This is a genomic window from Maribellus mangrovi (genome assembly GCF_037646455.1).
In the GTDB taxonomy this organism is placed as follows: Bacteria; Bacteroidota; Bacteroidia; order Bacteroidales; family Prolixibacteraceae; genus Draconibacterium; species Draconibacterium mangrovi_A.
In genome coordinates, this window is record NZ_JBBIXN010000003.1 from 266,513 (window position 1) to 291,920 (window position 25,408).

Below are 25,408 nucleotides of genomic sequence, written 5' to 3' on the forward strand. Positions count from 1 at the left end.
TAGTTTCAAATTTCAAGTTCGTTTTAAACGAAAACCGAATGAGACCATAAACAATTTCCCTGCCATGAAAGTTTTTTCTGACAGCTTTTCAGTTAAAAATGTTTAACGGGATCAATCCTCCAGTGTTTCCCGAACATAATCGCTTGTCAGTTCATCGTAAAGTTGTTCTCCGAGTTGAACCGAATTTTCAGAATCACTGAGCTGAAAAGTTTTGGCCAGTTCGCAACATTGCTCGTTCAGCTGTTTCGATCGGGTTCCGAGCGCAATTAAAGTGCGGTAGAGCGGTGTGAAAAGTTTTTCATCTTTTGCCAGTGTTGGCAACTCTTCGAAAAAGGGCTCAAACATTTCGTTGATAGCATTTTTATCGGTGATGGCCAGTCGCCCCAGCAAATGAATGCCCGTAAAATGGACAATGTGTTTTTTGCCCCGACACCATTCCAGAGCTTTTACAAAGGCAAATTTACTTTTTACCCACAAGTTGCTGGAAGCCTGTTCAGCAATTTCCATGTTCTCGAACGACTTTGTCCAGAAATCCATTTGCTCTTCGCTTACTTCATCCGGATTATCGAGTAAAGTGGCCAGTATCATGGTTTCGCGCCACTGTTTGTTCCAAAGCTTCAGGGCCAGCAAATGATTGGCTTCGTATTGTTTGGCCAGCTCCCGTAAATCGAGGATCGACACTCCCCAGTTGAGTTTGTAGTTAAATCCTTTTTGGTTCATGCTGTCGGCCACCTCGCCGCTTTTTCGCAGTTTAATGGCTTTCAGTAAAGCCTGGTATTGTTGCTCCGTTTCGTTATTGTCGAGAATAAAATCCATTTGCAAATGTTTGTGCAAAATTAAAATAAATGCATTTATACCACTAAAAGTTTATTTTTGTGCAAGCCGTAACAGTAAATTGCTTTCAAAAATAAACATAACCAATATTTCAGGCCTTCAGTTTTTTCAATTGCTGAGGTTTGGTACACTGCTGCTTATCAGTATTGTGTTCACAAAAACCACTGTTGGTACTGAAGCCATCGGTAATTACGAGTATTTTTTATTTGTTGCCGCATTGGCCTGTTCGTTTTGGATTAACGGGATTATTCAATCGTTTTTACCCTTATTTCGCAACAATAAATCCTTTGAGAACAAAAATGAAAAATCGCCCGAGTTCTTCAACGTTTTTGTATTGATTAGTTTACTAAGTGTTGGAGTTGTGCTTGTGTTGGCTGCCTTTCATTTACTGTATTCCGATTTGCCTTATTTCTCGCTTTTGTTGCTTTATATTTTGGTGAGCAGCCCGGCATTTTTGGTGGAGTATGTTTACCTCCTGAAGAACAAAGTAACATGGATCATCGGGTACGGGATAATCACTTTTGCCGTTCAGTTTGTAATTGTTGCCGGTCCTGCATTTTTGGGCTGGGGCATGCGATACAGTATAATGGGTCTGGTTGTAATTTCAGCCATTCGTTACATCTGGCTTTTGACCTTGTTAAAAAAATATGCTCGTTTTTCACTTTCCTTTGCATTTTTAAAAGAACACATTAGTTTGGCGACACCACTTGTGGTAAGCAGTTTGATGGGGGCATCGGCACAATACGTGGATGGATTCCTGGTTCTGAATAAATACGATACCGCCACTTTTGCTGTTTTTCGCTACGGGGCCAAGGAGTTTCCCCTGGTTGTTTTAATGGCCAATGCGATGAGTACAGCATTGATCCCAGAATTTTCATCAATAGAAAAAATTAAAGAATCGCTAAAAATCTTACGCGATAAAACGAAACGACTTGCACACTTCCTTTTCCCGATAACCATTGTTTTTATTGTGTTTAGCCAATGGCTTTATCCGCGGGTGTTCAATCCCGATTTTGCCGACAGTGCGATTATTTTTAATATTTATTTGTTGTTGATAATCAGCCGGTTGGTGTTCCCGCATACTTTGCTAATCGGACTCAAGAAAACAAAAGTGGTTATGTACGCGTCCTTAGCTGAACTGCTGGTAAATATTGTTCTGAGCGTACTTTTTATTCGTTACTGGGGAATTGAAGGTGTAGCAATTGCAACCGTAATAGCGTTTGGCGTACAGAAGATTATTTGGGTTATTTATAACAAAATGGTGCTGAACATTGCACCACGCGAGTACATTCCAATACCACTTTGGGGAATCTATTCGTTACTTACTTTGCTGGCATTTATTATAGTTTACTGACATGAGCACGACCAGATCAAAAAGGATTGACTTTGAAATGAAAAATAAGACGATTTCAGAAATCGTGCATTGCCTGAACTGTGGCAGCGCTGCATTGTTACTGGCTAAAGAAGGTGAGCAATTACAATGTAAAAGTTGCGGGAAAACCTACCCCATAAAAAAGGGAGTTCCGGTTTTCCTTTCGGAAACTGACACCGAAAAATCTGTAGAAACTGACCTTCATAAGACGCATGGTTCGGTTTTTAATTACGTCGATCATTATCAGAAAGATGGCGTAGAAAATGATTATTTTAAGGATCGTGATGCGGGGACAGAACATTTGGATAAAAGAGTGCACCAAACCATTTTATCCCAAATAAAACACAAGTCCGGCAGGGTGTTGGATGTAGGATGTGGCCGGGCTTGGGTGGCGCGTGAAATGTGTCCTAAAAATTACGAAGTGGTATCCATGGACATCTCTCACGAAAATACTTCGGGGGCGCTGGAACGTTATCCGTTCGGGAATCATTCGGCGGTGGTGGCCGATGTATTTAATTTGCCGTTTAACGAAAATACCTTTGATGTTATTATCGCTTCCGAAATTATTGAACATGTGGTGGATCCGACAAAGTTTGTGGAGAATCTGATTCGTGTGCTCAAACCAAGAGGAGCGCTGATAATTACAACACCTTACAAGGAAAAGCTTAGCTATTCTTTGTGCGTGCACTGCAATAAACTTACACCACTTCATGCCCACATTCATTCTTTCGACGAAAAAATTCTCACCTCGTTGTATCAGGGAAAAGATTTGGCTGAATGTCACTACCTGACTTTTGCCAACCAGATACCAATTCACCTGCGAATGCACGTTTTGTATAAATATTTCAGTTTCTGGTGCTGGAGAATGACCGACAGGGTTTTTAATCTGCTTTACCATAGACCCATCCGGATTTTGGTAAAATGGCAAAAATCCGAGGTGTAATTTTTACCTCTTAGACTCATTTTCATTACATCTTTGAGTTGGAATAATTTAAAGCTATATTTGTTTAAAATCGGCTTAACTTATGATTCAATTCAAAGGCTGGACACGCAATGTGTTGCTCATAATCGGATTTTTGTTCATTGTTTTTCTGATGTGGTACTTCAGCAACATTCTGGCGTACATTCTTATTTCGGTTGTGCTTTCTTTTATGGGCAGGCCGATTGTACGCTGGCTGAGCAAATGGCATTATAAAAAGCTTAAAATTCCGGTCAGTCTGGCCGCCTTCATAACACTGGTATTGCTTTGGGTAACATTTATTTCATTTTTTCGGTTTATGATTCCCCTGCTGATCAATGAACTTGAAACGCTTTCGCAAATCGATTTTACGGTGGTACTCGATTCCATTGAGGAGCCTGTGTTGAATGTAATTCAGTTTTTTAGTAATAATGCTCCCGACCTGACTGACAAGAATTTCTTCGACATTGTTTCGGAAGGACTTGGTGCACAAATTGACTTTTCAAAAGTATCGAATTGGTTTGGTGTTGTGGCCGGAACGATCGGCGAATTGTTGATCGCCTTTTTTTCTGTTTCGTTCATTACTTTTTTCTTTTTGAAAGAGCAGAACATGTTTCGCGAATTCATCATTTTGCTGGTCCCATCAACCCTGGAAGAAAAAGTAAGGCACATTCTCGATTCGATTTCTTATTTGTTGCGCCGTTATTTTATCGGGCTAGTTTTCGAGGTATTCATGGTAATGCTGCTCGACACTGTTGGATTAACCATCGTCGGGATCGAATTTCAGCATGCAGTAGTTATTGGGTTGTTCTGCGGTACTTTCAATGTTATCCCTTATCTAGGTCCGTGGATGGGAGCTTCGCTGGGTTTGTTGATTGGTGCCGCATTACACATTAATGCCGATTTCATGAGTGTTACCTTACCCCTGCTTGGATGGATGACGCTTGTTTTTGCCTTGGTGCAGGTGGCCGATAATGTCCTGTTCCAGCCGCTTATTTATTCCAGTAGTGTTAAAGCTCACCCACTCGAGATCTTCCTGGTGATTCTCACTGCCGGTAGTTTAGCCGGAATAATAGGTATGATTCTGGCCATTCCGGTCTACACCATTTTAAGGGTAATTGCCAAAGAATTTTTTGTAAACATGAAACTGGTTCAAAAGATGACCCGGAACCTGGAAAAAGAGGGACCGTGATTCTTTCTGAAGGCCTCTGGAATCCTGATATTCCACGCCCAAAAACAAGACTTAAAGAACTTTTTATTTTTCGCAAAAGACAGGTTACCAGATTCTTTCATTTTTTTTTAATTTTATAAGGAACATTCGGGCATCTCTATTGTTACTATAATAATTCATAAAAAACGTGGCCTTTGTTTCATTGCTAAACTGAACAAAATGAGAAGAAATTTCTATGGGAAAATGCGACTTAAGAATTTGCCATTGTTCATTTTTCTATTCGTTTCATTTTTTATCTTATCCAATAATCTTTTTGCCGAATCTGTTGTAACTGATGGTCATTCTCACGAAGAAGTAAAACGTGGCGAACGCTTCTTTAAAGGTTTGTTGCCTTTTAAGCGCGATTATTCCTCGTGTGTTTCGTGTCATAATCTTGTTCTGACAGACACCCTCAACTGGAATCCTTCCGCGATGGATATTGCATTAAAATATGCAGACAAGGATTTTGAAAGTTTTCAGGCGGCAGTGATGAGCCCGATAGGTGTGAAAATGGAAGCTTCGCATGTGAATTTCGATATTCCCGAAGAAGACCTGAAAACAGTAAAAGTATACCTCGATAACTTGGCGCACACGGGAACAGCCGATCCCAAGCCAACCTATAATAACCTGATCATCTTTTTGTTCCTGGGACTTTTATTGACCTGGGCCCTCGTAGAACTTATCTTTTTGCATAAAATAAAATGGAAGATAGTGCCGGTGATCATTTTTATGGGCGCTTTCGGATGGCAGGTGAAAATGATCATTACCGACGCCATAAAGTTGGGGCGTCAGGAAAATTATGCGCCCGATCAACCCGTAAAATTTTCGCATAAAGTTCATGTGGGCGAGAATGGAATTGATTGTATGTATTGCCATACCACTGTTGAGCAGGGAAAATCAGCCGGAATTCCGGCTACCAATCTGTGTATGAATTGCCACATTATTATTCGTGAAGGAACTAATAGCGGTAAGTTCGAAATTGCCAAAGTGGTGGAAGCCAACGAAAAAGGTACCCCGATTGAATGGACACGGATTCACAATTTACCCGATCACGTATTTTTTAGTCATGCGGTTCACGTTGGCTCCGGGAAACTGGATTGTGCGCAATGCCATGGGCCGGTGGAAGAGATGGATATTATGGAACAATACAGCGATCTTTCGATGGGCTGGTGTGTGAACTGCCACCGCGATACCAAGGTCGATTTTGGCAACAATGGTTATTACGAACATTTTGTAAAAATGCATGAAGACCTGAAAACGGGTGCCATCGATTCCGTTACCGCAGCCGACATTGGAGCAAACGATTGTATGCGTTGCCACTATTAGTTTAGAGTTTAAAGTTCAGAATTCAAAGAAGAATCAGACTTACTATGACACAATATTGGAGAAGTTTAGAAGAGTTAAATAATCCGGTTGAGTTTAAACAAAATGAAGTAAAACTGGAAATCGACGCCAAAAGGGCCGTTGCAAAAAAGGCTTCGGGCTCTTCCCGACGCGACTTTTTAAAAGTATTCGGTTTTAGCGTAGCCACAGCCGCCGTGGTGGCCAGTTGTAAACGTCCGGTTGACAAAGCCATCCCTTTTCTTGTAAAGCCCGAAGAGGTAACCCCGGGAATGGCAAATTACTATGCATCCTCCTATTTTCAGGGAAATGAATACTGCAGTGTTCTTGTAAAAGTGCGCGATGGTCGTCCGATTAAAATTGAAGGAAACGATCTTTCTTCTGTTTCACAACGGGGAACTTCGGCGCGGGTGCAAGCTTCGGTTTTGGATTTGTACGACGACGCCCGTTTCAAAACGCCGCTTAAAAGAGGCGAGGAAACAACCTGGGCCGAACTCGATGATTACATTCCCGTAAAACTCGCTCAGTTGCGCGATGACAATAAAAAGGTAGTTTTGCTCACTTCTACCATTATTTCTCCTTCAACAAAGAAAGTTATTAACGAATTTCAGCAGGCTTATCCCAATGTGGAATGGCTTCAATACGATGCCGTTTCGGCAACAGGAATTTTGAAAGCCAATGAGCTTAGTTTCGGAAAAACTTTTGTTCCCGATTATCGTTTCGATAAAGCCAAAGTGATCGTCAGTTTTGGAGCCGATTTCCTGGGAACATGGTTGTCTTCGGTGGAATATACCAAGGCTTATTCATCGGGCCGAAAACTGATGGACAAAGGCGATGAAATGAATCGTCATTATCAGTTTGAGTCAGGAATGACACTTACCGGATCAAATGCCGATGTGCGTTTCCCGATAAAACCTTCCGAAGAAAAAACAATACTTACCGCACTTTACTACCGGTTAAAGCAGGCAAAAGGCTTCGTGACGATTGCCGCTCCGGCCAGTCCGGTTGATGTTACCGATCTGGCTGAAGATCTTTTGGCTAATGAAGGAAGTTCGTTGGTTGTTTCTGGAAGTAACGATACCGATACGCAGCTTCTGGTTAATGCTATCAATAACCTATTGGGTAATTATGGAAATACAATTCTGACTGAAAGTACGCTAAATACACATGCCGGGGTTGATGATGATTTCGAGCAGTTTTTAGCTGAACTAAAAAATAAAACCGTTGCTGGAGTGCTGTGTTGGGGAGCTAATCCGGTGTATAATCATCCGCAGGGCGAAGAAATAAAAGATCTCATCGAGAAAGCAGAACTTTCGGTTTCTTTTTTCGATCGGAAGGATGAAACAACGGCGGCCTGTCATTGGGTTTGTCCCGAGCCTCATTATTTGGAAGCCTGGAACGATGCCGAGCCAAAATCAGGAATTTACAGTTTGGCCCAGCCCGCCATTTCGAAATTGTTCGATAGTCGTCAGGGACAGGAAACGCTTATGAAATGGGCAGGTGTTGAGGCACCGAACTACTACGAATATCTGAAGAAGAACTGGAGTGATGAAATGTACCAACTTCAGGCAATGAATACCGATCCGCGTATTTTCTGGAACGATGTATTGCAGAAAGGAATTTATGAGCCGGAAGTAAAAACAGGAGAAGCACTCGCATACACCGAAAATGGATTGGATAATGCGGTTCAGATATCGGAATCGACAAGTGACGGTTGGGAAGTGGCACTTTATCAAAGTATGGCTTTAAAAGATGGTAGCGCCGGGAATAATCCGTGGTTACAGGAATTGCCCGACCCGGTTGCCAAAATCAGTTGGGATAACTTTGCTGCCGTTCCTGTTAAATGGGCCGAAGAAAACGGGGTGCAGAACGAATCGGTGATCACCGTAAACGGACTTGAATTACCGGTGTTTGTTCAACCCGGCCAGGCACCCGGAACCATTTCGGTGGCTTTAGGATACGGACGTGAAGTAGCTGGAAAAGTCGGTGACAACATTGGAAAAAATATGTATGCTCATGTTCCAGTGAAAAACGGAGCGAAGCAATTCTGGATTTCAGGTGCCAAAGTAGAAACCACTGATAAAACATTTGAGCTGGCACTTTCGCAAACGCACCATTCCATGGAAGGACGACCGATTGTGCGTGAAACCAATTTTAGCGAGTGGCAACTCGATCCGTCGTCGGGTAACGAATTAAAAGAAGAACACGAAGAACATTCAGTCTCGCTCTATCCCGAGCAGGAATTTAAAGGACATCACTGGGGAATGGCCGTCGATCTTTCATCGTGTATCGGTTGTGGTAACTGTGCTATTTCTTGTCAGGCCGAGAACAATGTACAGGTGATCGGTAAAGAACAGGTACGAAACCGCAGGATCATGCACTGGATCCGTGTTGACCGTTACTTTTCGAATGAACCTGAAAATCCAAAAGTATTTCATCAGCCGGTAATGTGCCAGCATTGCGACAATGCTCCGTGCGAGAATGTTTGTCCGGTATCAGCTACACCGCACAGCGACGAAGGCCTCAACCAAATGGCCTACAACCGGTGTGTGGGAACAAAATATTGTGTGAACAACTGCCCGTATAAAGTGCGTCGGTTTAACTGGTTTCAGTACGTCAAAAACGACGAGTTCGATTATGCATCGAACAGCGATCTGGGACGAATGGTACTGAACCCGGATGTAACCGTACGTTCTCGCGGGGTTGTAGAGAAATGTTCGTTCTGTGTACAGCGTATCCAGGAGAAAAAAGCGGAAGCTAAAGTTGAAGGCAGAATGTTGGAAGATGGTGAAATTCAACCGGCTTGTGTTCAGTCTTGTCCGGCAAATGCGCTGGTGTTTGGCGATTTGAACGATCCGACCAGCAAGATATCAAAGCATTTCAAGAACGAGCGGAACTATCATTTGCTGGAAGAGCTGCACACGCTGCCGTCGGTAGGATATTTAACTAAAGTAAGAAACAAAAAAGCATAATAACCTATGTACAATTCAAAGGCAAGGGGGAGGCTGATTCAGGGCGATAAGTCGTTTGGGCAAATATCGCGCGAGATTCTGGCTCCTATTGATAGAACACCCATTTGGTGGTATTTTGCTTTCCTGGTCAGTCTCGGTATGTTTGGATTTGGTTTATACGCCAAATACATTACGGTTTCTACCGGTATTGGAACCTGGGGGGTGAACAATTCTTCTGCCTGGGGCTGGGCCATCATCAACTTTGTTTGGTGGATCGGAATCGGACACGCCGGTACAGCATTCTCCATTTTTCTGCTGATCTTACGGCAAAAATGGAGAACTGCGATTAACCGTGCTGCCGAAGCGATGACCGTAGTTGCAGTATTCTGTGCGAGTTTATTCCCGCTTTTACACATGGGACGCCCGTGGTTGTTTTTCTTTATTTTTCCTTACCCGAATACCCGCGGTCCGTTATGGGTGAACTTTAATTCTCCACTGTTCTGGGACTTTGTGGCCATTTCGGCTTACCTGCTTATTTCTGCCAGTTTCTGGTATTTTGGAATGGTTCCCGATTTTGCCACGATCCGCGATACTGCCAAATCGAAAATTAAAAGAGCTGTTTACGGTTTCTTTTCCTTTGGCTGGACTGGTTCAAGCAAGGAATGGTTACGTTTTGAAGGACTGAGTTTTGTGCTCGGAGGAATTGCTGCTGTTCTGGTAGTTTCGGTGCACTCGATTGTTGCTACCGACTTTGCTGTTTCTGTAGTTCCCGGGTGGCACACCACCATATTCCCGCCTTACTTTGTAATTGGTGCAATCTTCTCTGGATTCGCTATGGTACTTACACTGGTAATGATCATGCGGGGAATGTATAAAATGAATGATTTTGTGACGGATTCTCATGTGGATGCCATTTGTCGTATTCTTATTTTTATTTCGCTGATCATGGGAACCGCATATACTACCGAAATTTTTATGGCCTGGTATTCCGGTTCCGACTACGAAATGTACATGTTCTTCCACAACAGGATTTTTGGCGATTATGCTTTCGAGTGGTGGGCGATGTTTATTTCGAATGCACTGGTTCCGCAGCTGTTCTGGTTTAAAGCTGTTCGCCGTAAAATGTGGATGGTTTTTGTGATTTCAATTATCATTAACATTGGTATGTGGTTCGAGCGTTACAATATTGTAGTAACCTCAACCAGCCGCGATTTTCTACCCGCCAACTGGGCCAATTATTCGCCTACCTGGGTTGAGGTTGGTTTCTTTGTTGGTACACTCGGCATGTTCCTTGCCGGAGTATTGTTGTTCTTCCGCTTCATCCCGATGATAGCGATTTCGGAATTGAAAAGTGTGGCCAAATTTGATAAGCCCAATAACGGACAATTAAAAGCTACTAGCCATGAATAAGAAATATATCCTTGGAGTATTTAACGATGAGGCAACGCTGGTTGATGCTTTTGAAAAGATAAAAGCCAAAGGAATTCTTCCGCTGGAAGTGTACACGCCTTATCCGGTTCATGAAATTTTGGAAGGGATGGGTAAGAAAACACGCATTACGCACGCTGCATTCTTTTATGGATTGTTTGCGGCAATTGGTATTCTTAGCTTTTTAACGTATGCCGCGGTTATCGACTGGCCTTTACGTTACGGAGGAAAACCGTTTAATGCTTTCCCGTCGTTTATAGTGGTGACCATTGTGGCTACCATTTTAGCCATAACGCTTTTAACATTGTTTACCTTTTCGGCACGAGCTAAAGTATTCCCGGGGAAGAAAGCCAAGATCTTTCACGAACGAGCTACCGACGATAAGTTTGTTATGGTTATCAGCAAAGAAAGCCTGGGCGGCAGCGAAAAAGACATTCAAGCCATTATAAAAGAACATGGTGAAATTGAATAAAAGACATGAGATTAAGAGATATGAGCATTACGAATAAAAACGATAATATGAAAGGAAAAAAGGGCATGAAGCAAGGCTTGATTTTTACCTTTCTGCTTTTAACTTTTGCCTTGATTTCATCGTGCGATTATAACCGCAGAACAACCGGCTGGCAATATTTCGACGATATGGTAAAATCGCCGGCCTACGAGAGTTACACACCCAACCCGAATTTTAATGATGGCAAAACCATGCAGCCACCCGTACCCGGTACCATCCCGCGCGGAATGGTGCCTTACCCTTACGAAAAATCAGACTCTGACCGTGCACTGGCTGCCAAAACACTGGTGAACGATGTGGAAATGACCACCGTTAATCTTGATCGCGGAGAACGTATGTATGGCATTTATTGTATGCAATGCCATGGCGAAAAAGGTGACGGGCAGGGAAGTTTGTATACAAGCAAAAAATATCCTTATCCGCCGGCCAGTTTGCTGAGCGAAAAAATGATGGTAAATCCCGAAGCGGATATTTACCACGTGATAACGGTGGGACACGGTGTGATGGGCGAACACGGTTCGATGATCAAGCCTGAAGATCGCTGGAAAATTGCGATGTACATTAAAGAAGAATTACAGAAATAGATTTCAAAATACCCAAAAATGGAAGAGCGATTTGTAGTTTCAAACAGATTTAAACTGATCACTTATGTGTTAATGGGCATTGGAGTGCTTTCGTTTGCGCTGGGATTTATTTTCGATGCCGAACGTACCTGGGCCAATTACCTGTTAAACAATTATTACTTTGTTTCGCTGGCTGTTGGTGCCGCCTTTTTTGGTGCTATACAGTACATTACCCAATCGGGATGGTCGGCCATGTTCAAGCGGGTGCCGGAAGCTATGGTGGCATTTCTTCCTTTCGCCGCTGTACTCTTTTTACTTCTGTTTTTTGGAATGCATTCCATTTTCGAATGGACACACGAGGACGTTGTTCAGCATGATCATTTGCTACAACACAAGTCGCCATATCTGAACGTCCCGTTCTTTTTTATCCGGGTAGTTGTGTTTTTTGCTGTATGGATTATTATGTCGAGAATTCTTCGTAAGCTTTCACTTAAAGAAGATGAAGTCGGAGGGATGGCTTATTTTGAGAAATCGGAGTTATATTCAAAAATATTTATTTTCATTATTGCTTTTACATTCAGCTTGTTTGCTGTAGATATGCTGATGTCGCTCGAGCCGCACTGGTTCAGTACCCTGTTTGCCGGGAAAAGCTTTATCGCTGCATTTATGCACGCCAATTCAGTGATCGCGTTAATTGTGATCCTGCTTTCGCGACAAGGTTATTTCAAACTGATGAACCGAAGTCACCTGCACGATTTTACCCGTTATATTTTCATGGCAAGCATTGTTTGGGGATACTTCAACTTTGCCGAGTTCATGCTTATCTGGTACGGTAACATTCCGGAGGAAACAAGTTGGTTCGTTCATCGCTGGCACGGGGCTTACAAAGTTCTGTTTTTTGCCAACATTATTCTGAACTGGGCCATTCCATTCCTCGCGCTTATGCCACGTAAAACATCGCGCGGAAAACGTTACATGTTCCCGGTCATTCTGTTACTGATTATCGGGCAATATACCGAATTGTATTATATAATCTGGCCTGCAATGGTGCATGAGGCTAAATTCGGATTGCTCGAAGTTGGTACTTTCCTGGGCTTTGCCGGTTTATTCTCGTGGGTAGTAGGAACCACTTTGGCTAAGGCAAGTTTGGTCCCCAAAAAGCATCCTTACCTCGAAGAAAGTATACAGCATCATTTCTAGCAGATTCCTGTTGTAACATACACATTCAAACAAAGGATTCAGCACGTTCCGGTTTCGGAATGTGCTTTTTTGTGTTGTCTTGTTCTTGAGACGCTTTTTTCGATTTCATCAGAAGAAGTAGAAATTGTTTATTGATCGGTCATCCAGGTTCTTGTTTTATCACTTAATATTCTCCATTCACCGATAATTTTTTCAGCTTTTGTGTTTTTAATTCTTAATATATCCATCAAAACCGTAATTTGCACAGACTTAATTATACTACTCAATAAACAACAATATGGAATTATTCGAAGCGCGGGAAGTTAACAAGGTTTTTGCCTCCACTCAGGCACTAACCGATGTCAGCATTTCGGTACAGGAACAAAGCATTTTTGGATTGCTGGGGCCAAACGGTGCAGGCAAAACAACACTAATTCGCATTATTAACCAGATTACAGCCCCCGATTCCGGCAAAATTTTACTGGCCGGAAAGCCTATGACCCGGGCCGACATATCGAATATTGGCTACCTGCCGGAAGAACGCGGGCTGTACAAAAAAATGAAAATCGGGGAGCAGGCCATCTACCTGGCGCGATTAAAAGGAATGTCGCGTGGCGATGCCATTCGCAGCCTGAAAACCTGGTTCGAGAAATTTGACATTATGGCCTGGTGGAACAAAAAAGTGGAGGAACTTTCGAAAGGGATGCAGCAAAAGGTGCAGTTTGTCACTACCATTGTGCACCGACCAAAACTGCTGATTTTTGATGAACCTTTTAGCGGTTTCGATCCGATAAATGCCAACCTTTTGAAATCGGAGATCCTGAAATTGCGCGACGACGGTGCAACCATTATTTTCTCGACACATAACATGGGATCGGTAGAAGAATTGTGCGACCATATTGCACTGATAAACAAATCGGTAAAAATTGAAGACGGACCAACGGATGCGATCCGTGAAAAATACAAATCGAACATTTTCGACATTAATTACACCGGAGATTTTTCGGAGGTGAATCGCTTACTTGGAAGCCAATACAAAATTATGGAGCATTCAGAAAGCGAAAAAGGCAACACCCTGAAAGTGCAGTACCTGAATGGTAATTCGAATAACGATCTGCTGAAAGCACTGATGCCGGCCGCAGAGATCCGTGTCTTTGAAGAACTGATTCCCAGTATGAACGATGTGTTTATCCAAGCTGTGGAAGAAGCCAACAAGAAATAAATCAATCCTCAGAAAAAATTGAATCATGAACAATACATTCCTCATACTAAAACAAGAATACCTGAAACGGGTAAAAAAGAAATCGTTTATCATTCTAACCATTCTTACTCCGTTTCTGATTGCCGGCGTTTACGGGCTGGTCATTTATTTTTCGATTAAGGATGATACCGAAGAACGAAAAATTGCAGTTTACGACGAATCGACACTTTTTATGGGGCAATTCGACGATTCGGGAACTACAAAGTATTATTTCATTCCGAAGGAAGAATACGCTGAGTTAAAATCGAATATAAAAGGAAGTGAGTATTACGGGTTGCTTTACATCCCGGGAAATATATATAGCAGTAACCAGGCACAATTGATTTCGGAGAAGCAGTTACCCATTGAATTGGCTGAGCAGATCGAGCGCAAACTCAGTCGTTTTATTGAAAATGATAAGCGACAAAAGATCATCGACGAGTCGGGCATCCCCGATCTCGATAACAAACTGGCACAAACGCGCACCTCGGTAAAACTGAGTACTTTGAAAATATCCGATAAAGGAGAAGCAAAAAAGAGCTCCTCGATTGTGGCTTTTATTGCAAGTTATGCCATGGGCCTGATCATTTATTTCTTTGTGTTTATGTACGGTGCCATGGTAATGCGGAGTGTAATGGAAGAGAAAAAGAACCGCATTATCGAAGTTATTATTTCGTCGGTAAAACCCAGTCAGTTGATGGCCGGAAAAGTAATCGGAACTGCCCTGGTTGGATTAACACAGGTGGCTATTTGGGTGATTCTTGGAGGAATTTCACTGGTGGTAGTCCAGGGTTTGTTCTTTTCTCCGGAGTCGGCACAGCAAATGAGTCAAAGTTTAATGGAAGCACAAGGTGGAATGAATCCCGCCATGACACAGGCCGTTGAAACCAATAAAATGACAGAGGCCATGGAAATGATTGCTAATCTGAACATTCCGCTTATCCTGTTCTCATTTGTATTTTTCTTTATCGGAGGTTACCTTTTGTACAGTGCTCTGCTGGGTGCTGTTGGAGCAGCTGTCGATAACGACGAGGATTCGCAGCAGATGGTATTCCCGGTTACTTTCCCGCTGATTCTTTCGATCATGTTGTTATTTCCCATCGCAAAAAATCCGGAAGGACAATTGGCGTTCTGGACATCGATCATACCATTTACGTCGCCGGTGGCCATGATGGCGCGAATACCGTATGGTTTACCCACCTGGGAATTATTGCTTTCCATGTTCCTTTTGATCCTTACTACAGTGGGAGCCATACTGGCAGCAGCAAAAATTTATCGTGTCGGCTTGCTGATGTACGGGAAAAAAGTAAACCTGAAGGAATTGATAAAATGGCTACGGTATAAGAATTAAGCCTGTTGTTAAATGCAGGTAAATTTTCAGAAAGTATTTCAGATTAATTTGCCTTTTATTATTTAGATTCAGTAAAAATTACCTATATTGCTAGCATTATGATGATTACCAAAACTAATGCTTGTATGTGTTGTTATTCTCTTAGTCAAAGGGAAGGTAACATCGTGTGTTGATCAGATTGTAATAAGAATAAGATACAGCAAAGCCTTCCTAAGTTCAGGAGGGCTTTTTTTTTATGAAACTAACAGAACAGTATAACTCAAAAAATTATTAGAATGAAAGCAAACAGCATTCTCGAAACCATTGGCAACACGCCACATGTACGTTTAAGCAGACTATTTCCCGACGATTACGAGGTTTGGGTAAAAGTGGAAAAAACCAATCCCGGAGGAAGTATCAAGGATCGTATTGCGCTGCAAATGATAGAAGACGCGGAAAGCAAAGGAATTTTAAAAGAAGGGTCGGTGATTATTGAGCCAACATCGGGAAATACCGGTATTGGGTTGGCTTTGGTAGCAGCCGTAAAAGGTTATCGCTTAATACTTACCATGCCCGAATCCATGTCGCTGGAACGCCGCAAAGTGTTACTTGCCCTGGGTGCCGAACTGGAATTGACACCCAAAGAAAAAGGAATGAAGGGATCGATTGCTAAAGCCGAAGAACTGGCAGCCGATATTCCAAACTCATGGATTCCTTTACAGTTTGATAACCCGGCAAATGTTGATGCACACCGGAAATTTACTGCCCAGGAAATATTGAACGATTTTCCGGAAGGAATTGATTATCTGATAACGGGAGTGGGTACCGGCGGCCATATCACCGGTGTTGCCGAAGTGCTTAAAAAGCAGTTCCCTAACCTGCAGGTTTTTGCGGTTCAGCCCGATACCAGCCCGGTAATCGGTGGAGGCGAACCCGGACCGCACGGAATCCAGGGAATTGGTGCAGGTTTTATTCCTGAAAACTTAAATATTGAATTGCTCGACGGGACTGTTGAAATTGCCAAAGAAGAAGCTTTCGAATATGCACAGAAAGCGGCCAAAGAAGAAGGTTTGTTTATCGGAATTTCTTCCGGTGCATCGCTGGCGGCAGTAGCCAAAAAAATTAAAGAGCTGCCCAAAGGTTCGCGCATTCTTACCTTTAGCTACGACCATGGCGAGCGTTACCTGAGTATTGAAGGCCTGTACTAGATAAGAATATTTACAGCATAAAAAGTGAAAGGATACTTTTCGTTGTTTGACGGAGAGGGTCCTTTTTTGTTTATAATCAAAAGGTTGCCAATCTATGATCAACAAAATTGATAGAACAAAAGCAATATAAAGTTGTTCTTAGGGTTAAAATTAAAAGGTTATAAAATGAAAAAAGGACTAACTTTTATACTTGGAGCATTTTCGGGAGTGGTGCTGACTTTAGTCGTAATTATTGCCGTTTTACCTCAGCGGATGTTTGTGGAGCAAGAAAGTAAATTGGGTTTCGATGAAACGGTGGCTGCTATCGAGCAATCGGTAAAAGATAATAACTGGAGCATGCCGCATCAGTACAATCTTCAGGCTACGATGAGTAAACACGGATTTTCGGTAAAACCGGTAAAAGTTTTTTCGCTGTGCAAACCCGAGCACGCGTATGAGATTCTGAAAAGCGATAAAGAACGACCACTTTCGGCTATGATGCCTTGTAGAGTGTCGGTTTATGAAAAAGATGGAAAAACGTATGTTTCGATGATGAATTCAGGATTTTTATCGAAGTTTATGGGAAAAACCGCTAAAGAGGTAATGGGAGCCGCCAGTGCCGAAAATCTGCAGATTTTGCAGCCGATACTGAACTGAAAAACATTGTAACAATAAAAATCAAAACCAATGAAAAAATTTTTAATCGTGCTGTTAGCTGTGGGATTGTTTGCCTGCAGTTCAGGTGAGAAAAAGACCGAAGAAAAATCAGCTGCACCGGCTGAAATTGTTGAAGCCTCCTTAAGTATTGGAGGAATGACCTGTGATCATTGCGTAATGTCGGTTGCCAAAGGGATTAATGGTGTTGAAGGAGTGGAATCAGTATCAGTAACACTTGAAGACTCAACGGCAGTAGTAAAATACGATGCTTCGCTGGTGAAGATGGATGACCTTGAAAAAGCCGTTGAAAAACGTGGTTACAGGGTAAAATCTTCAGAATAAGAGATATAAACACTGTACTGTTCTCAATTTCTTATATTCGAATTAGGTATAATATTTGTAGAATGCGTATATTGCTCATGAAGCCTGATGAGATTAATAAAAGAAAAAAAGCATGAAAGAGAACAACGACAAACTGGAAATGAAAGAGCGAGGGCCGGTTTGGAAAGCCAGAATTGGTATTCGCTCGGGGATTTCTGAAAACACGATTCATGTATTCAGGAAATCGAAGAAATGGAAAATGAACATTATTTTAAACTAAAATAAAAGCTCCGGTCAATTTGGCCGGAGCTTTTTTAATATTATTAGTCAGATTCCAAATAGTCTATTTGTACTCTTCCCAACTCTTCACTTTTATATCCTCGAGGCTGTATTTGCAAATTCCTGAAAGGAAAGCGCTGGCAACCCGGGCGTTGGTAATAAGTGGAATATTGTAATCGATTGAACTGCGTCGGATCTGATAACCGTTTTTCAACTCGCGTTGTGTATGGTTTTTCGGAATATTAACCACCAGGTCGATCTTTTTGTCGCGAATCATGTCCATCGTATTTGGTGATTGTCCTGTTTCATCCGGCCAGTAGATCAGTGTATTTTCAACACCGTTATCGCGGAAGAATTTGTGCGTTCCTTCGGTGGCAAAAATGTTATACCCTTTTTCAACCAGCAAACGTGCGCTGTTCAGCAATTCAACTTTCCCGCGTGAAGGACCCGACGAAATCAGAATGTTCTTTTTCGGGAAGGTATAACCCACCGAGAACATAGCCTTCAAAATGGCTTCGTAGTAGGTTTCGCCAATACAACCCACTTCCCCGGTCGACGACATATCCACGCCCAGAACGGGGTCGGCTTTTAGCAATCGGGCAAAAGAGAATTGCGGTGCTTTAACTCCAACATAATCCAGTTCGAAAAGCGATTTATCCGGTTTCGGAACATCGATTCCGAGCATCACCTTCGTAGCAATCTCAATCAGGTTGAGTTTCATAACCTTCGAAACAAACGGGAAGCTCCTCGATGCACGCAGGTTACACTCAATCACCTTAATATCGTTGTCTTTAGCCAGAAACTGCATGTTGAATGGTCCGGTAATTTCAAGTCCTTTAGCGATCTCGCGAGCAATCTTCTTTACGCGGCGGATCGTTTCCACATATAATTTCTGCGGTGGGAAAACGATGGTGGCATCGCCCGAATGAACTCCGGCAAATTCCACATGTTCCGAAATGGCGTAAGCGATCATTTCTCCTTTATTCGCCACCGCATCGATCTCTATTTCCTTAGCATTTTCGATAAATTCGGTTACTACCACCGGGTGTTCTTTCGAAACATTGGCGGCCATTTCAAGGAAATGCTCCAACTGATCCGGGTTCGAAACCACATTCATTGCAGCACCCGAAAGTACGTACGATGGGCGAATAAGAACCGGGTAACCCACTTCGTCGACGAACTTGTGAATTTCTTCAATGGTTGAAAGTCTTGCCCAGCGTGGCTGGTCAACATTCAATGTATCCAGCAGAGAAGAAAACTTCTCGCGGTCTTCGGCATTATCGATCTTCACCGGCGAAGTTCCGAGTACCGGAACATTCTGACCATGCAATTTCATGGCCAGGTTATTCGGAATCTGACCACCCATGGAAACCACAACTCCATGTGGATTCTCCAGATCGTAAACATCCATAACCCGCTCAAAAGTCAACTCATCAAAATAAAGCCTGTCGCAGGTATCATAGTCCGTACTTACCGTTTCCGGGTTGTAATTGATCATTACCGAACGGTAGCCCTGTTCTTTTATAGTATTTATCGTGTTTACACTACACCAGTCGAATTCCACCGAACTACCGATACGGTAAGCACCGGAACCAAGCACCATCACCGATTTATGATCGCCTAAATAATGGACATCATTCTCTGTTCCATTATGCGTAAGATACAGGTAATTGGTTTGTGCAGGATACTCTCCGGCAAGCGTGTCGATTTGTTTTACTACCGGAACGATGCCATTGGCTTTTCGGTATTCCCGAACTTTAAGAATGTCTTCATTTATATTCACATTCTTGCTGTTCAGGACAAGTCGAGCCACCTGAAAATCGGAGTAACCGGCTTGTTTTGCCGCTTTTAACAGCGGAATCGGTATTTTCTCCAATTCGTTTACTGTTTTTAGCTCCTGTTTTATTTTGTAAATGTTGTTTAGCTTTTGTAAGAACCAGCGATCGATTTTTGTTTTATCGTGAATTTCATCGATCGTATAACCTTTGTTAAAAGCTTCTGCAATTGCGAATATCCTGCGGTCGGTCGGATTGGTCAACTCTTCCTCAATTTCAGGAATGTTGATCTCCTCGCGGTTCCCAACAAATCCATGCATTCCGAGTCCAACCATTCGAATTCCTTTCTGAATGGCTTCTTCAAAAGTTCGTCCGATGGCCATAATCTCACCCACCGATTTCATCGAACTTCCGATGTTTTTAGAAACACCAACGAACTTGCTCAAATCCCAGCGCGGTATTTTTACTACACAGTAGTCGAGTGCAGGTTCGAAAGCCGCAGTGGTTACTTTGGTTACCGAGTTTTTTAACTGGTGAAGTCCGTAACCCAAACCGAGTTTTGCAGCTACGAAAGCCAGTGGATATCCGGTAGCTTTTGATGCCAGTGCCGATGAACGCGACAGACGTGCATTCACCTCAATAACCCGGTAATCCTCCGAATTCGGATCAAGTGCGAATTGAACGTTACATTCGCCAACCACTCCAACGCGGCGGATAATTTTTATTGAAATTGCCCTAAGTTTATGGTATTCTGAATTTGTAAGAGTTTGTGACGGAGCAACGACGATACTTTCTCCGGTATGAATTCCCAGCGGATCGAAGTTTTCCATGTTACAAACCGTGATGCAGTTGTCGTATTTGTCACGCACTACCTCGTATTCTACTTCTTTCCAGCCTTTGATCGATTCTTCCACTAAAATCTGTGGAGAGTAGGAAAAAGCACTCCCGGCCAGTTTTTCCAGTTCTTCTTCGTTTTCGCAGAAACCTGATCCTAAACCACCAAGCGTATAAGCTGCCCGGATGATAATCGGAAAACCCACCTCTTTCGCAGCTGCTTTGGCTTCGGCCATGTTTGCAGCTGCAATACTTTTTGGCGTTTTTACACCGATCTCGCCCAGCATTTTGGCAAAAATGTCGCGGTCTTCCGTGTCGATGATCGACTGGACCGGTGTACCAACAACTTCAACGTTGTATTTTTCGAGTACTCCTGTTTTGTAAAGTGCCACCCCGCAGTTCAATGCTGTTTGGCCACCAAAAGCCAACAGGATTCCCTGTGGATTTTCTTTTTTGATCACTTCCTCCACAAAATGTGGCGTAACCGGAAGGAAATAAATTTTATCGGCAATGTTATCCGAAGTCTGGATGGTTGCAATATTCGGGTTGATCAGAACCGTTTCAACACCTTCTTCTTTCAATGCTTTTAACGCCTGTGAACCGGAATAGTCGAATTCACCGGCTTCCCCAATCTTTAGGGCACCCGACCCCAGAACAATAACTTTTTTAATATGTGTTTCTATCATGATTTCTTGCTTTCTTCAATGTTTTTAATGAATTCGTCAAACAAAAACTCGGTGTCAGTCGGGCCGCTCGATGCTTCCGGGTGAAACTGAGTGGAGAAGAATGGCTTGGATTTATGACGGATTCCTTCGTTGGTGTTGTCGTTCACATTGGTAAAAAGTGGCTCCCAGTCGGAAGGCAGCGACTCTGTTTGAACAGCATAACCGTGATTTTGTGAAGTAATGTAACATTTATTGCTTCCTTCCAAAAGAACAGGCTGGTTATGACTGCGGTGACCGTATTTCAGTTTGTAAGTGTCAGCTCCGGCAGCCCGGGCCAGTAACTGGTTCCCGAGGCAAATTCCCATTATCGGTTTTTCATCGCCAATAACCGATTTAATGTGCTCTACCGTTACATCGCACATGGCCGGGTCGCCGGGACCGTTTGAAATGAAAACACCATCAAATTCTTCCGATCTGAAATCGTAATCCCACGGCACCCTGATCACAGTTGCATTTCTGTTTAGCAGGCAACGGATAATATTGTTTTTTACGCCACAATCAACCAGAACAACTTTGTGCTCACCTTCGCCATAAACTTCACGTTCGGTGCAGCTGGCAACGGCCACCAGGTTTTCCTTGTTAGGATCGTAAAAATCAATCTCTTCTTCAAATTCAATCTTTCCAAGCATCGAGCCTTTCTCACGTAAAATTTTTGTTAAGGCTCTGGTGTCAATGTCAAATAATCCCGGCACTTCGTATTCTTTCAGCCAGTCAGATAATGACTTTTCTGCATTCCAGTGACTGAATTCGAACGAATAGTCGGAGATGATCAGTCCGGAGATGTGTAATTTGTGCGATTCATAATACTTATGAATGCCGTTTTCCTTGTGCCCAACCGGAACACCATAATTCCCGATCATCGGGTAGGTCGAAACCAGAATCTGGCCGGTGTAAGAAGGATCGGTTAAACTTTCAGGATAACCGGTCATAGCGGTATAAAACACAACTTCGCCGGCTACTGCCTTTTCGCTTCCGAAAGATTTCCCGATAAAAACGGTACCGTCTTCCAATGTTAATTTTGCCTGTTTTACTTTAAACATATTCAACTGCGTAATTAAAAAAAATGCGTTTGCCCTAAATGAACAAACGCATTTCAGTTATCTCTCTCAAGTATTTTCAGATAAGTATTATTTCCCATTTATAAAGATCGTAACCTTAAGCTAAAATCAATATCGCTGCAAAAATAACAATTATTCTGAGATTTAGGTTTGAAAAAACAAAGAAATGCATAAATTTGCATTTAAAATGAATATTTATTCAGTGAAGAATAAAGTACAAAGGCAATTAGAAATCAGGAGAATTATTCAGGGCGGTAATGTTCACAGTCAGGAGCAGTTATTAGCGGTTTTGAAAGGAAAGGGTTACGACCTGACGCAGGCTACTTTGTCGCGCGACCTGAAAGTTTTGCAGGTGGCAAAAGTGCCGCATCCGGTAAAAGGTTATGTGTATACCATTCCTTCCGGGAATGACCAGGCGGTAAATAGTGCTGAGCAGATCCGGGTGAATTACCTGGCTGATGGTTTTAAAAGCCTTCAGTTTTCGGGGAGCCTGGCCGTGTTGCGAACATTGCCCGGTTATGCCAGTAGTTTTGCGGTGGTAATCGACCAAGCCGATCCCTGGGAAATCCTTGGTACAGTTGCCGGGGACGATACGATATTAATTATACAGCGGGAAGGGATATCAAAAAACGATTTGATGGAGGCATTGATTAAAATAATGCCAAAACTGAGAGAAAAGTTATAACAGAAAACATGAAGAGTCTTAAAGATATTAAAGTTGAAATAGCAACAGAGAAACATCTGAAATACATCGATGATATTAATGATGCCATTGATTTGGCATCGAAACAGCGGGGCACAGGTATTGCCCGCCGTACCAACGAATACCTCAGTAAAAAAATTAATGAAGGCAAAGCGATAATTGCTACCTACGGTGACGTTTTTGCTGGTTTTTGCTACATCGAAACCTGGCAGGAAAAGGGTTTTGTGGCGAATTCGGGATTGATTGTTGTTGAAGAATACCGTGGACTTGGTTTGGCCAAGGAAATCAAAAAGAAAGCGTTTGAACTTTCACGAAAAAAATATCCGAATGCAAAAATATTTGGTTTAACTACCGGTTTGGCGGTAATGAAAATCAACCACGAGCTGGGTTATCGTCCGGTAACTTTTTCGGAACTTACCATGGACGATCAGTTTTGGAAAGGATGTGAGGGTTGTGTAAATCACGATATCCTGGAAAGAACCGGCCGAAGCAAATGTTTGTGCACCGGAATGTTGTACAATCCGGCGTGGGAGAAACCCAATTTCAAAAGTGTCAACGGCATAAAAAAAAGAAGTTTGTTAGATCTCATTCCGAGATTGAAGCCCGGTATGGGAGCTAAAAAAGATAAGTCAGTAAAAAAAGATTAAGAGAGTGGCAGCATCTGAATAGGATAGTCAGCTACAGGTAATATTTTTTCATAGAAGAATTAATGCTGTCGCTCTCTTTAAGACATTATAATTATGAGCAAGAAATTAGTATTGGCATTTAGCGGAGGTTTGGATACCTCGTTTTGCGTCAAGTATTTGAAAGAAGAAAAAGGTTTTGAAGTCTACACGGCTATTGCCAACACCGGAGGTTTTTCTGATGACGAACTGAAAGCGATTGAAAAAAGAGCGCTTGAACTGGGTGCGGTGAAGCACACCACACTTGATGTAACCAACGAGTATTACGAGAAATGTATTCGATACATGGTTTTTGGAAATGTGTTACGAAATAATACTTATCCGATTTCGGTGAGTTCCGAGCGTGTTTTTCAGGCCATTGCCACCATTGAATATGCCAAAGAAATTGGTGCAGGTTATATTGCACACGGAAGTACCGGGGCAGGAAACGACCAAATTCGTTTCGACCTGACTTTCCAGGTTTTAGCACCCGAAATTGAAATTATTACTCCAACACGCGACCTGATGTTGAGTCGCCAGGAAGAAATCGATTATTTGAAGAAATATGGCTTCGAAGCCGATTTCACAAAAATGGCCTATTCGATCAACCAAGGACTTTGGGGAACCAGCGTTGGAGGAAAAGAAACTTTAACAACGAATAAAAACTTGCCGGAAGAAGCATATCCAAGTCAGTTGGAAGCGAGCGACGAAAAAATTATCGAACTGGGTTTCGAAAAAGGTGAACTGGTTTCAATCGACGGCGAGTTTTACGAGAATGGACCCGATATTATTAGGGCGCTGGAAACCGTGGCATCGAAATATGCCATTGGCCGCGATACCCATGTTGGTGATACCATTATCGGTATTAAAGGGCGGGTTGGTTTTGAGGCCGCTGCCCCGATGATCACCATTAAAGCACATCATTTGTTAGAGAAACACACGCTTACAAAGTGGCAATCGTATTGGAAAGAACAACTGGGTAACTGGTACGGCATGTTCCTGCACGAAGCCATGTATCACGAACCGGTTATGCGAAATATCGAGGATTTTCTCGAATCGAGCCAGGATAAAGTAACGGGAAAAGTGATTGTTAAATTGAAGCCTTATCACTTCGAACTTGTTGGAATTGAGTCGGAAAACGACCTGATGAATTCGGGCTTTGGAGAATACGGCGAAACGGTGGAAGCCTGGACTGCTGAGGACATCAAAGGATTTACAAAAATCATGTCGAACTCGTTGAAAATATACAACTCGGTCAATAAGGATTTGTAGGATGATAAAAGTAGGGATCATAGGAGGAGCGGGCTATACAGCCGGCGAACTGTTGAGGATATTGATAAATCATCCTGAAGTGGAACTTGCGTTTGTTCAAAGTTCGAGCAATGCCGGAAATCCAATAACCAATGTTCATATTGATTTGCTGGGCGAAACCGACCTGATTTTTACCGGTGAAATGCCTTTAGAAAATGCAGATGTTATTTTTCTTTGCATGGGGCACGGTAAATCGGTAGAATTCATGGAACAAAATCAACTGCCCGAAAGTTTGAAGGTCATTGATCTTAGCCACGATTTCAGACTCAAAAGAGAAGGGAATAACTTCATTTACGGGCTGCCGGAATTAAATCGCGAGCTGATTAAGCAAGCTGATTTTATTGCCAATCCGGGATGTTTTGCTACCGGAATCCAGTTGGCATTATTACCACTTGCGGCGAACGGATTACTGAATGATGAAGTGCATGTACAGGCTATTACCGGTTCGACCGGAGCTGGGCAAAAACCAACATCCACTTCGCATTTTAGCTGGCGTAATAATAATTTGTCGGCCTATAAAGTTTTTCAACATCAGCACGAAGGAGAAATCCTGCAAGGCCTGAAACAGTTACAAACGAGTTTCTCCAGCGACTTTAATTTTGTACCGATCCGCGGGAATCACACTCGTGGTATTTTTGTGTCGGCATATACCAATTTTTCAGGATCGCTGGAAGATGCTATCAAGTTGTATAAAGAATATTATGACGGTCATCCTTTTACTTTTGTGGTGGAAAACAATCCGTCGATAAAACAGGTTGTAAATACCAACAAAGCAGTAGTTTACCTTGAAAAAAACGGGAAAAAACTAGTGATGATAAGTGTTACTGATAACCTGATTAAAGGTGCCTCAGGGCAGGCGGTTCAGAATATGAACCTGATGTTCGGACTCGATGAAAAAGCCGGTCTGAATTTAAAACCGGTGGCTTTTTAATGAAAATTAAAAATGGAATGAAGGGAGGATTTAGCTTCATGTTTCCCG

The 25,408-nt window shown here is 42.5% G+C and carries 22 protein-coding genes; 19 read left to right on the forward strand and 3 right to left on the reverse strand.

From position 1 onward, the window contains the following. Positions 1-111 precede the first annotated feature (111 nt). The gene (locus WFY05_RS14050) at positions 112-816 is read right to left on the reverse strand and encodes a DNA alkylation repair protein (RefSeq protein ID WP_340113526.1); all 705 of its coding nucleotides are present in this window, start codon (positions 814-816) and stop codon (positions 112-114) included. Between the two features lie 10 nt (positions 817-826). Between WFY05_RS14050 and WFY05_RS14055 the strand changes: the two genes are divergently transcribed. The 15 genes from WFY05_RS14055 (at position 827) to WFY05_RS14125 (ending at position 17,362) form a co-directional block, all read left to right on the forward strand. Further along, on the forward strand, positions 827-2,188 hold the full coding sequence (locus WFY05_RS14055; RefSeq protein ID WP_340113527.1) for an oligosaccharide flippase family protein: 1,362 nt from the start codon (positions 827-829) through the stop codon (positions 2,186-2,188). A gap of 37 nt (positions 2,189-2,225) precedes the next feature. Then, complete coding sequence (locus WFY05_RS14060; RefSeq protein WP_340113528.1) at positions 2,226-3,149, forward strand: methyltransferase domain-containing protein; 924 nt, start codon at positions 2,226-2,228, stop codon at positions 3,147-3,149. 82 nt (positions 3,150-3,231) lie between these two features. Continuing rightward, positions 3,232-4,356 carry an AI-2E family transporter gene (locus tag WFY05_RS14065; RefSeq protein ID WP_340113529.1) on the forward strand — a complete coding sequence of 375 codons (1,125 nt, stop codon included), beginning with the start codon at positions 3,232-3,234 and terminating at the stop codon, positions 4,354-4,356. A 198-nt stretch (positions 4,357-4,554) separates the two neighbouring features. Next, positions 4,555-5,700 carry a cytochrome c3 family protein gene (locus tag WFY05_RS14070; RefSeq protein WP_340113530.1) on the forward strand — a complete coding sequence of 382 codons (1,146 nt, stop codon included), beginning with the start codon at positions 4,555-4,557 and terminating at the stop codon, positions 5,698-5,700. A 44-nt stretch (positions 5,701-5,744) separates the two neighbouring features. After that, a complete protein-coding gene (locus WFY05_RS14075) occupies positions 5,745-8,687 on the forward strand; it encodes a TAT-variant-translocated molybdopterin oxidoreductase (RefSeq protein ID WP_340113531.1) in 2,943 nt (980 codons plus the stop codon). A 6-nt stretch (positions 8,688-8,693) separates the two neighbouring features. Next, positions 8,694-10,076, forward strand: coding sequence for an NrfD/PsrC family molybdoenzyme membrane anchor subunit (gene nrfD, locus WFY05_RS14080; protein ID WP_340113532.1), 1,383 nt, complete (start codon positions 8,694-8,696; stop codon positions 10,074-10,076). Continuing rightward, positions 10,069-10,566, forward strand: coding sequence for a DUF3341 domain-containing protein (locus WFY05_RS14085; RefSeq protein ID WP_340113533.1), 498 nt, complete (start codon positions 10,069-10,071; stop codon positions 10,564-10,566). The genes nrfD and WFY05_RS14085 overlap by 8 nt, the downstream gene beginning before the upstream one ends. Before the next feature lie 5 nt (positions 10,567-10,571). Then, positions 10,572-11,189 (forward strand): c-type cytochrome, encoded by a 618-nt coding sequence (locus tag WFY05_RS14090; protein ID WP_340113534.1) that lies wholly within the window; start codon positions 10,572-10,574, stop codon positions 11,187-11,189. An 18-nt stretch (positions 11,190-11,207) separates the two neighbouring features. Then, positions 11,208-12,368 (forward strand): hypothetical protein, encoded by a 1,161-nt coding sequence (locus tag WFY05_RS14095; protein WP_340113535.1) that lies wholly within the window; start codon positions 11,208-11,210, stop codon positions 12,366-12,368. A 277-nt stretch (positions 12,369-12,645) separates the two neighbouring features. Further along, on the forward strand, positions 12,646-13,569 hold the full coding sequence (locus WFY05_RS14100; protein ID WP_340113536.1) for an ABC transporter ATP-binding protein: 924 nt from the start codon (positions 12,646-12,648) through the stop codon (positions 13,567-13,569). 25 nt (positions 13,570-13,594) lie between these two features. Next, the gene (locus tag WFY05_RS14105) at positions 13,595-14,938 is read left to right on the forward strand and encodes an ABC transporter permease (RefSeq protein ID WP_340113537.1); all 1,344 of its coding nucleotides are present in this window, start codon (positions 13,595-13,597) and stop codon (positions 14,936-14,938) included. 275 nt (positions 14,939-15,213) lie between these two features. Beyond that, positions 15,214-16,125, forward strand: coding sequence for a cysteine synthase A (gene cysK / locus WFY05_RS14110; RefSeq protein WP_340113538.1), 912 nt, complete (start codon positions 15,214-15,216; stop codon positions 16,123-16,125). 165 nt (positions 16,126-16,290) lie between these two features. Next, a complete protein-coding gene (locus WFY05_RS14115) occupies positions 16,291-16,761 on the forward strand; it encodes a DUF302 domain-containing protein (RefSeq protein WP_340113539.1) in 471 nt (156 codons plus the stop codon). Positions 16,762-16,791: 30 nt separating this feature from the next. Further along, positions 16,792-17,103, forward strand: coding sequence for a heavy-metal-associated domain-containing protein (locus tag WFY05_RS14120; protein WP_340113540.1), 312 nt, complete (start codon positions 16,792-16,794; stop codon positions 17,101-17,103). A 112-nt stretch (positions 17,104-17,215) separates the two neighbouring features. Beyond that, on the forward strand, positions 17,216-17,362 hold the full coding sequence (locus tag WFY05_RS14125; RefSeq protein WP_340113541.1) for a hypothetical protein: 147 nt from the start codon (positions 17,216-17,218) through the stop codon (positions 17,360-17,362). A 63-nt stretch (positions 17,363-17,425) separates the two neighbouring features. Here the strand turns inward: WFY05_RS14125 and carB are convergent, their stop codons facing one another. Both carB and carA read right to left on the reverse strand, forming a co-directional pair. Further along, a complete protein-coding gene (gene carB, locus WFY05_RS14130; protein ID WP_340113542.1) occupies positions 17,426-20,656 on the reverse strand; it encodes a carbamoyl-phosphate synthase (glutamine-hydrolyzing) large subunit in 3,231 nt (1,076 codons plus the stop codon). Beyond that, complete coding sequence (carA, locus tag WFY05_RS14135) at positions 20,653-21,735, reverse strand: glutamine-hydrolyzing carbamoyl-phosphate synthase small subunit (protein WP_340113543.1); 1,083 nt, start codon at positions 21,733-21,735, stop codon at positions 20,653-20,655. Before carA ends, carB begins: the two co-directional genes overlap by 4 nt. Positions 21,736-21,919: 184 nt before the next feature. Between carA and WFY05_RS14140 the strand changes: the two genes are divergently transcribed. The 4 genes from WFY05_RS14140 to argC all read left to right on the forward strand — a co-directional run bounded on the left by WFY05_RS14140 (position 21,920) and on the right by argC (position 25,360). Further along, on the forward strand, positions 21,920-22,438 hold the full coding sequence (locus WFY05_RS14140; protein WP_340113544.1) for an arginine repressor: 519 nt from the start codon (positions 21,920-21,922) through the stop codon (positions 22,436-22,438). Between the two features lie 8 nt (positions 22,439-22,446). Next, positions 22,447-23,103, forward strand: a complete 657-nt coding sequence (locus tag WFY05_RS14145) for a GNAT family N-acetyltransferase (protein ID WP_340113545.1) — start codon at positions 22,447-22,449, stop codon at positions 23,101-23,103. A 93-nt stretch (positions 23,104-23,196) separates the two neighbouring features. Next, entirely contained in the window at positions 23,197-24,390 is a 1,194-nt protein-coding gene (locus WFY05_RS14150; protein ID WP_340113546.1) for an argininosuccinate synthase, read from the forward strand. Position 24,391: 1 nt separating this feature from the next. Continuing rightward, positions 24,392-25,360: an N-acetyl-gamma-glutamyl-phosphate reductase gene (gene argC, locus WFY05_RS14155; protein ID WP_340113547.1), complete on the forward strand. Its 969-nt coding sequence runs from the start codon at positions 24,392-24,394 to the stop codon at positions 25,358-25,360. Positions 25,361-25,408: the final 48 nt, after the last annotated feature.

Bases quoted from the DNA above. Each gene is read 5' to 3' on its own strand.
- WFY05_RS14150 (WP_340113546.1), top strand. From the start codon at position 23,197: ATGAGCAAGAAATTAGTATTGGCATTTAGCGGAGGTTTGGATACCTCG.
- WFY05_RS14115 (WP_340113539.1), top strand. From the start codon at position 16,291: ATGAAAAAAGGACTAACTTTTATACTTGGAGCATTTTCGGGAGTGGTG.
- WFY05_RS14125 (WP_340113541.1), top strand. From the start codon at position 17,216: ATGAAAGAGAACAACGACAAACTGGAAATGAAAGAGCGAGGGCCGGTT.
- WFY05_RS14050 (WP_340113526.1), bottom strand. From the start codon at position 816: ATGGATTTTATTCTCGACAATAACGAAACGGAGCAACAATACCAGGCT.
- WFY05_RS14120 (WP_340113540.1), top strand. From the start codon at position 16,792: ATGAAAAAATTTTTAATCGTGCTGTTAGCTGTGGGATTGTTTGCCTGC.
- WFY05_RS14100 (WP_340113536.1), top strand. From the start codon at position 12,646: ATGGAATTATTCGAAGCGCGGGAAGTTAACAAGGTTTTTGCCTCCACT.
- carA (WP_340113543.1), bottom strand. From the start codon at position 21,735: ATGTTTAAAGTAAAACAGGCAAAATTAACATTGGAAGACGGTACCGTT.
- WFY05_RS14060 (WP_340113528.1), top strand. From the start codon at position 2,226: ATGAAAAATAAGACGATTTCAGAAATCGTGCATTGCCTGAACTGTGGC.
- WFY05_RS14085 (WP_340113533.1), top strand. From the start codon at position 10,069: ATGAATAAGAAATATATCCTTGGAGTATTTAACGATGAGGCAACGCTG.
- argC (WP_340113547.1), top strand. From the start codon at position 24,392: ATGATAAAAGTAGGGATCATAGGAGGAGCGGGCTATACAGCCGGCGAA.
- WFY05_RS14090 (WP_340113534.1), top strand. From the start codon at position 10,572: ATGAGATTAAGAGATATGAGCATTACGAATAAAAACGATAATATGAAA.
- nrfD (WP_340113532.1), top strand. From the start codon at position 8,694: ATGTACAATTCAAAGGCAAGGGGGAGGCTGATTCAGGGCGATAAGTCG.
- carB (WP_340113542.1), bottom strand. From the start codon at position 20,656: ATGATAGAAACACATATTAAAAAAGTTATTGTTCTGGGGTCGGGTGCC.
- WFY05_RS14140 (WP_340113544.1), top strand. From the start codon at position 21,920: ATGCATAAATTTGCATTTAAAATGAATATTTATTCAGTGAAGAATAAA.
- cysK (WP_340113538.1), top strand. From the start codon at position 15,214: ATGAAAGCAAACAGCATTCTCGAAACCATTGGCAACACGCCACATGTA.
- WFY05_RS14145 (WP_340113545.1), top strand. From the start codon at position 22,447: ATGAAGAGTCTTAAAGATATTAAAGTTGAAATAGCAACAGAGAAACAT.
- WFY05_RS14065 (WP_340113529.1), top strand. From the start codon at position 3,232: ATGATTCAATTCAAAGGCTGGACACGCAATGTGTTGCTCATAATCGGA.
- WFY05_RS14105 (WP_340113537.1), top strand. From the start codon at position 13,595: ATGAACAATACATTCCTCATACTAAAACAAGAATACCTGAAACGGGTA.
- WFY05_RS14095 (WP_340113535.1), top strand. From the start codon at position 11,208: ATGGAAGAGCGATTTGTAGTTTCAAACAGATTTAAACTGATCACTTAT.
- WFY05_RS14075 (WP_340113531.1), top strand. From the start codon at position 5,745: ATGACACAATATTGGAGAAGTTTAGAAGAGTTAAATAATCCGGTTGAG.
- WFY05_RS14070 (WP_340113530.1), top strand. From the start codon at position 4,555: ATGAGAAGAAATTTCTATGGGAAAATGCGACTTAAGAATTTGCCATTG.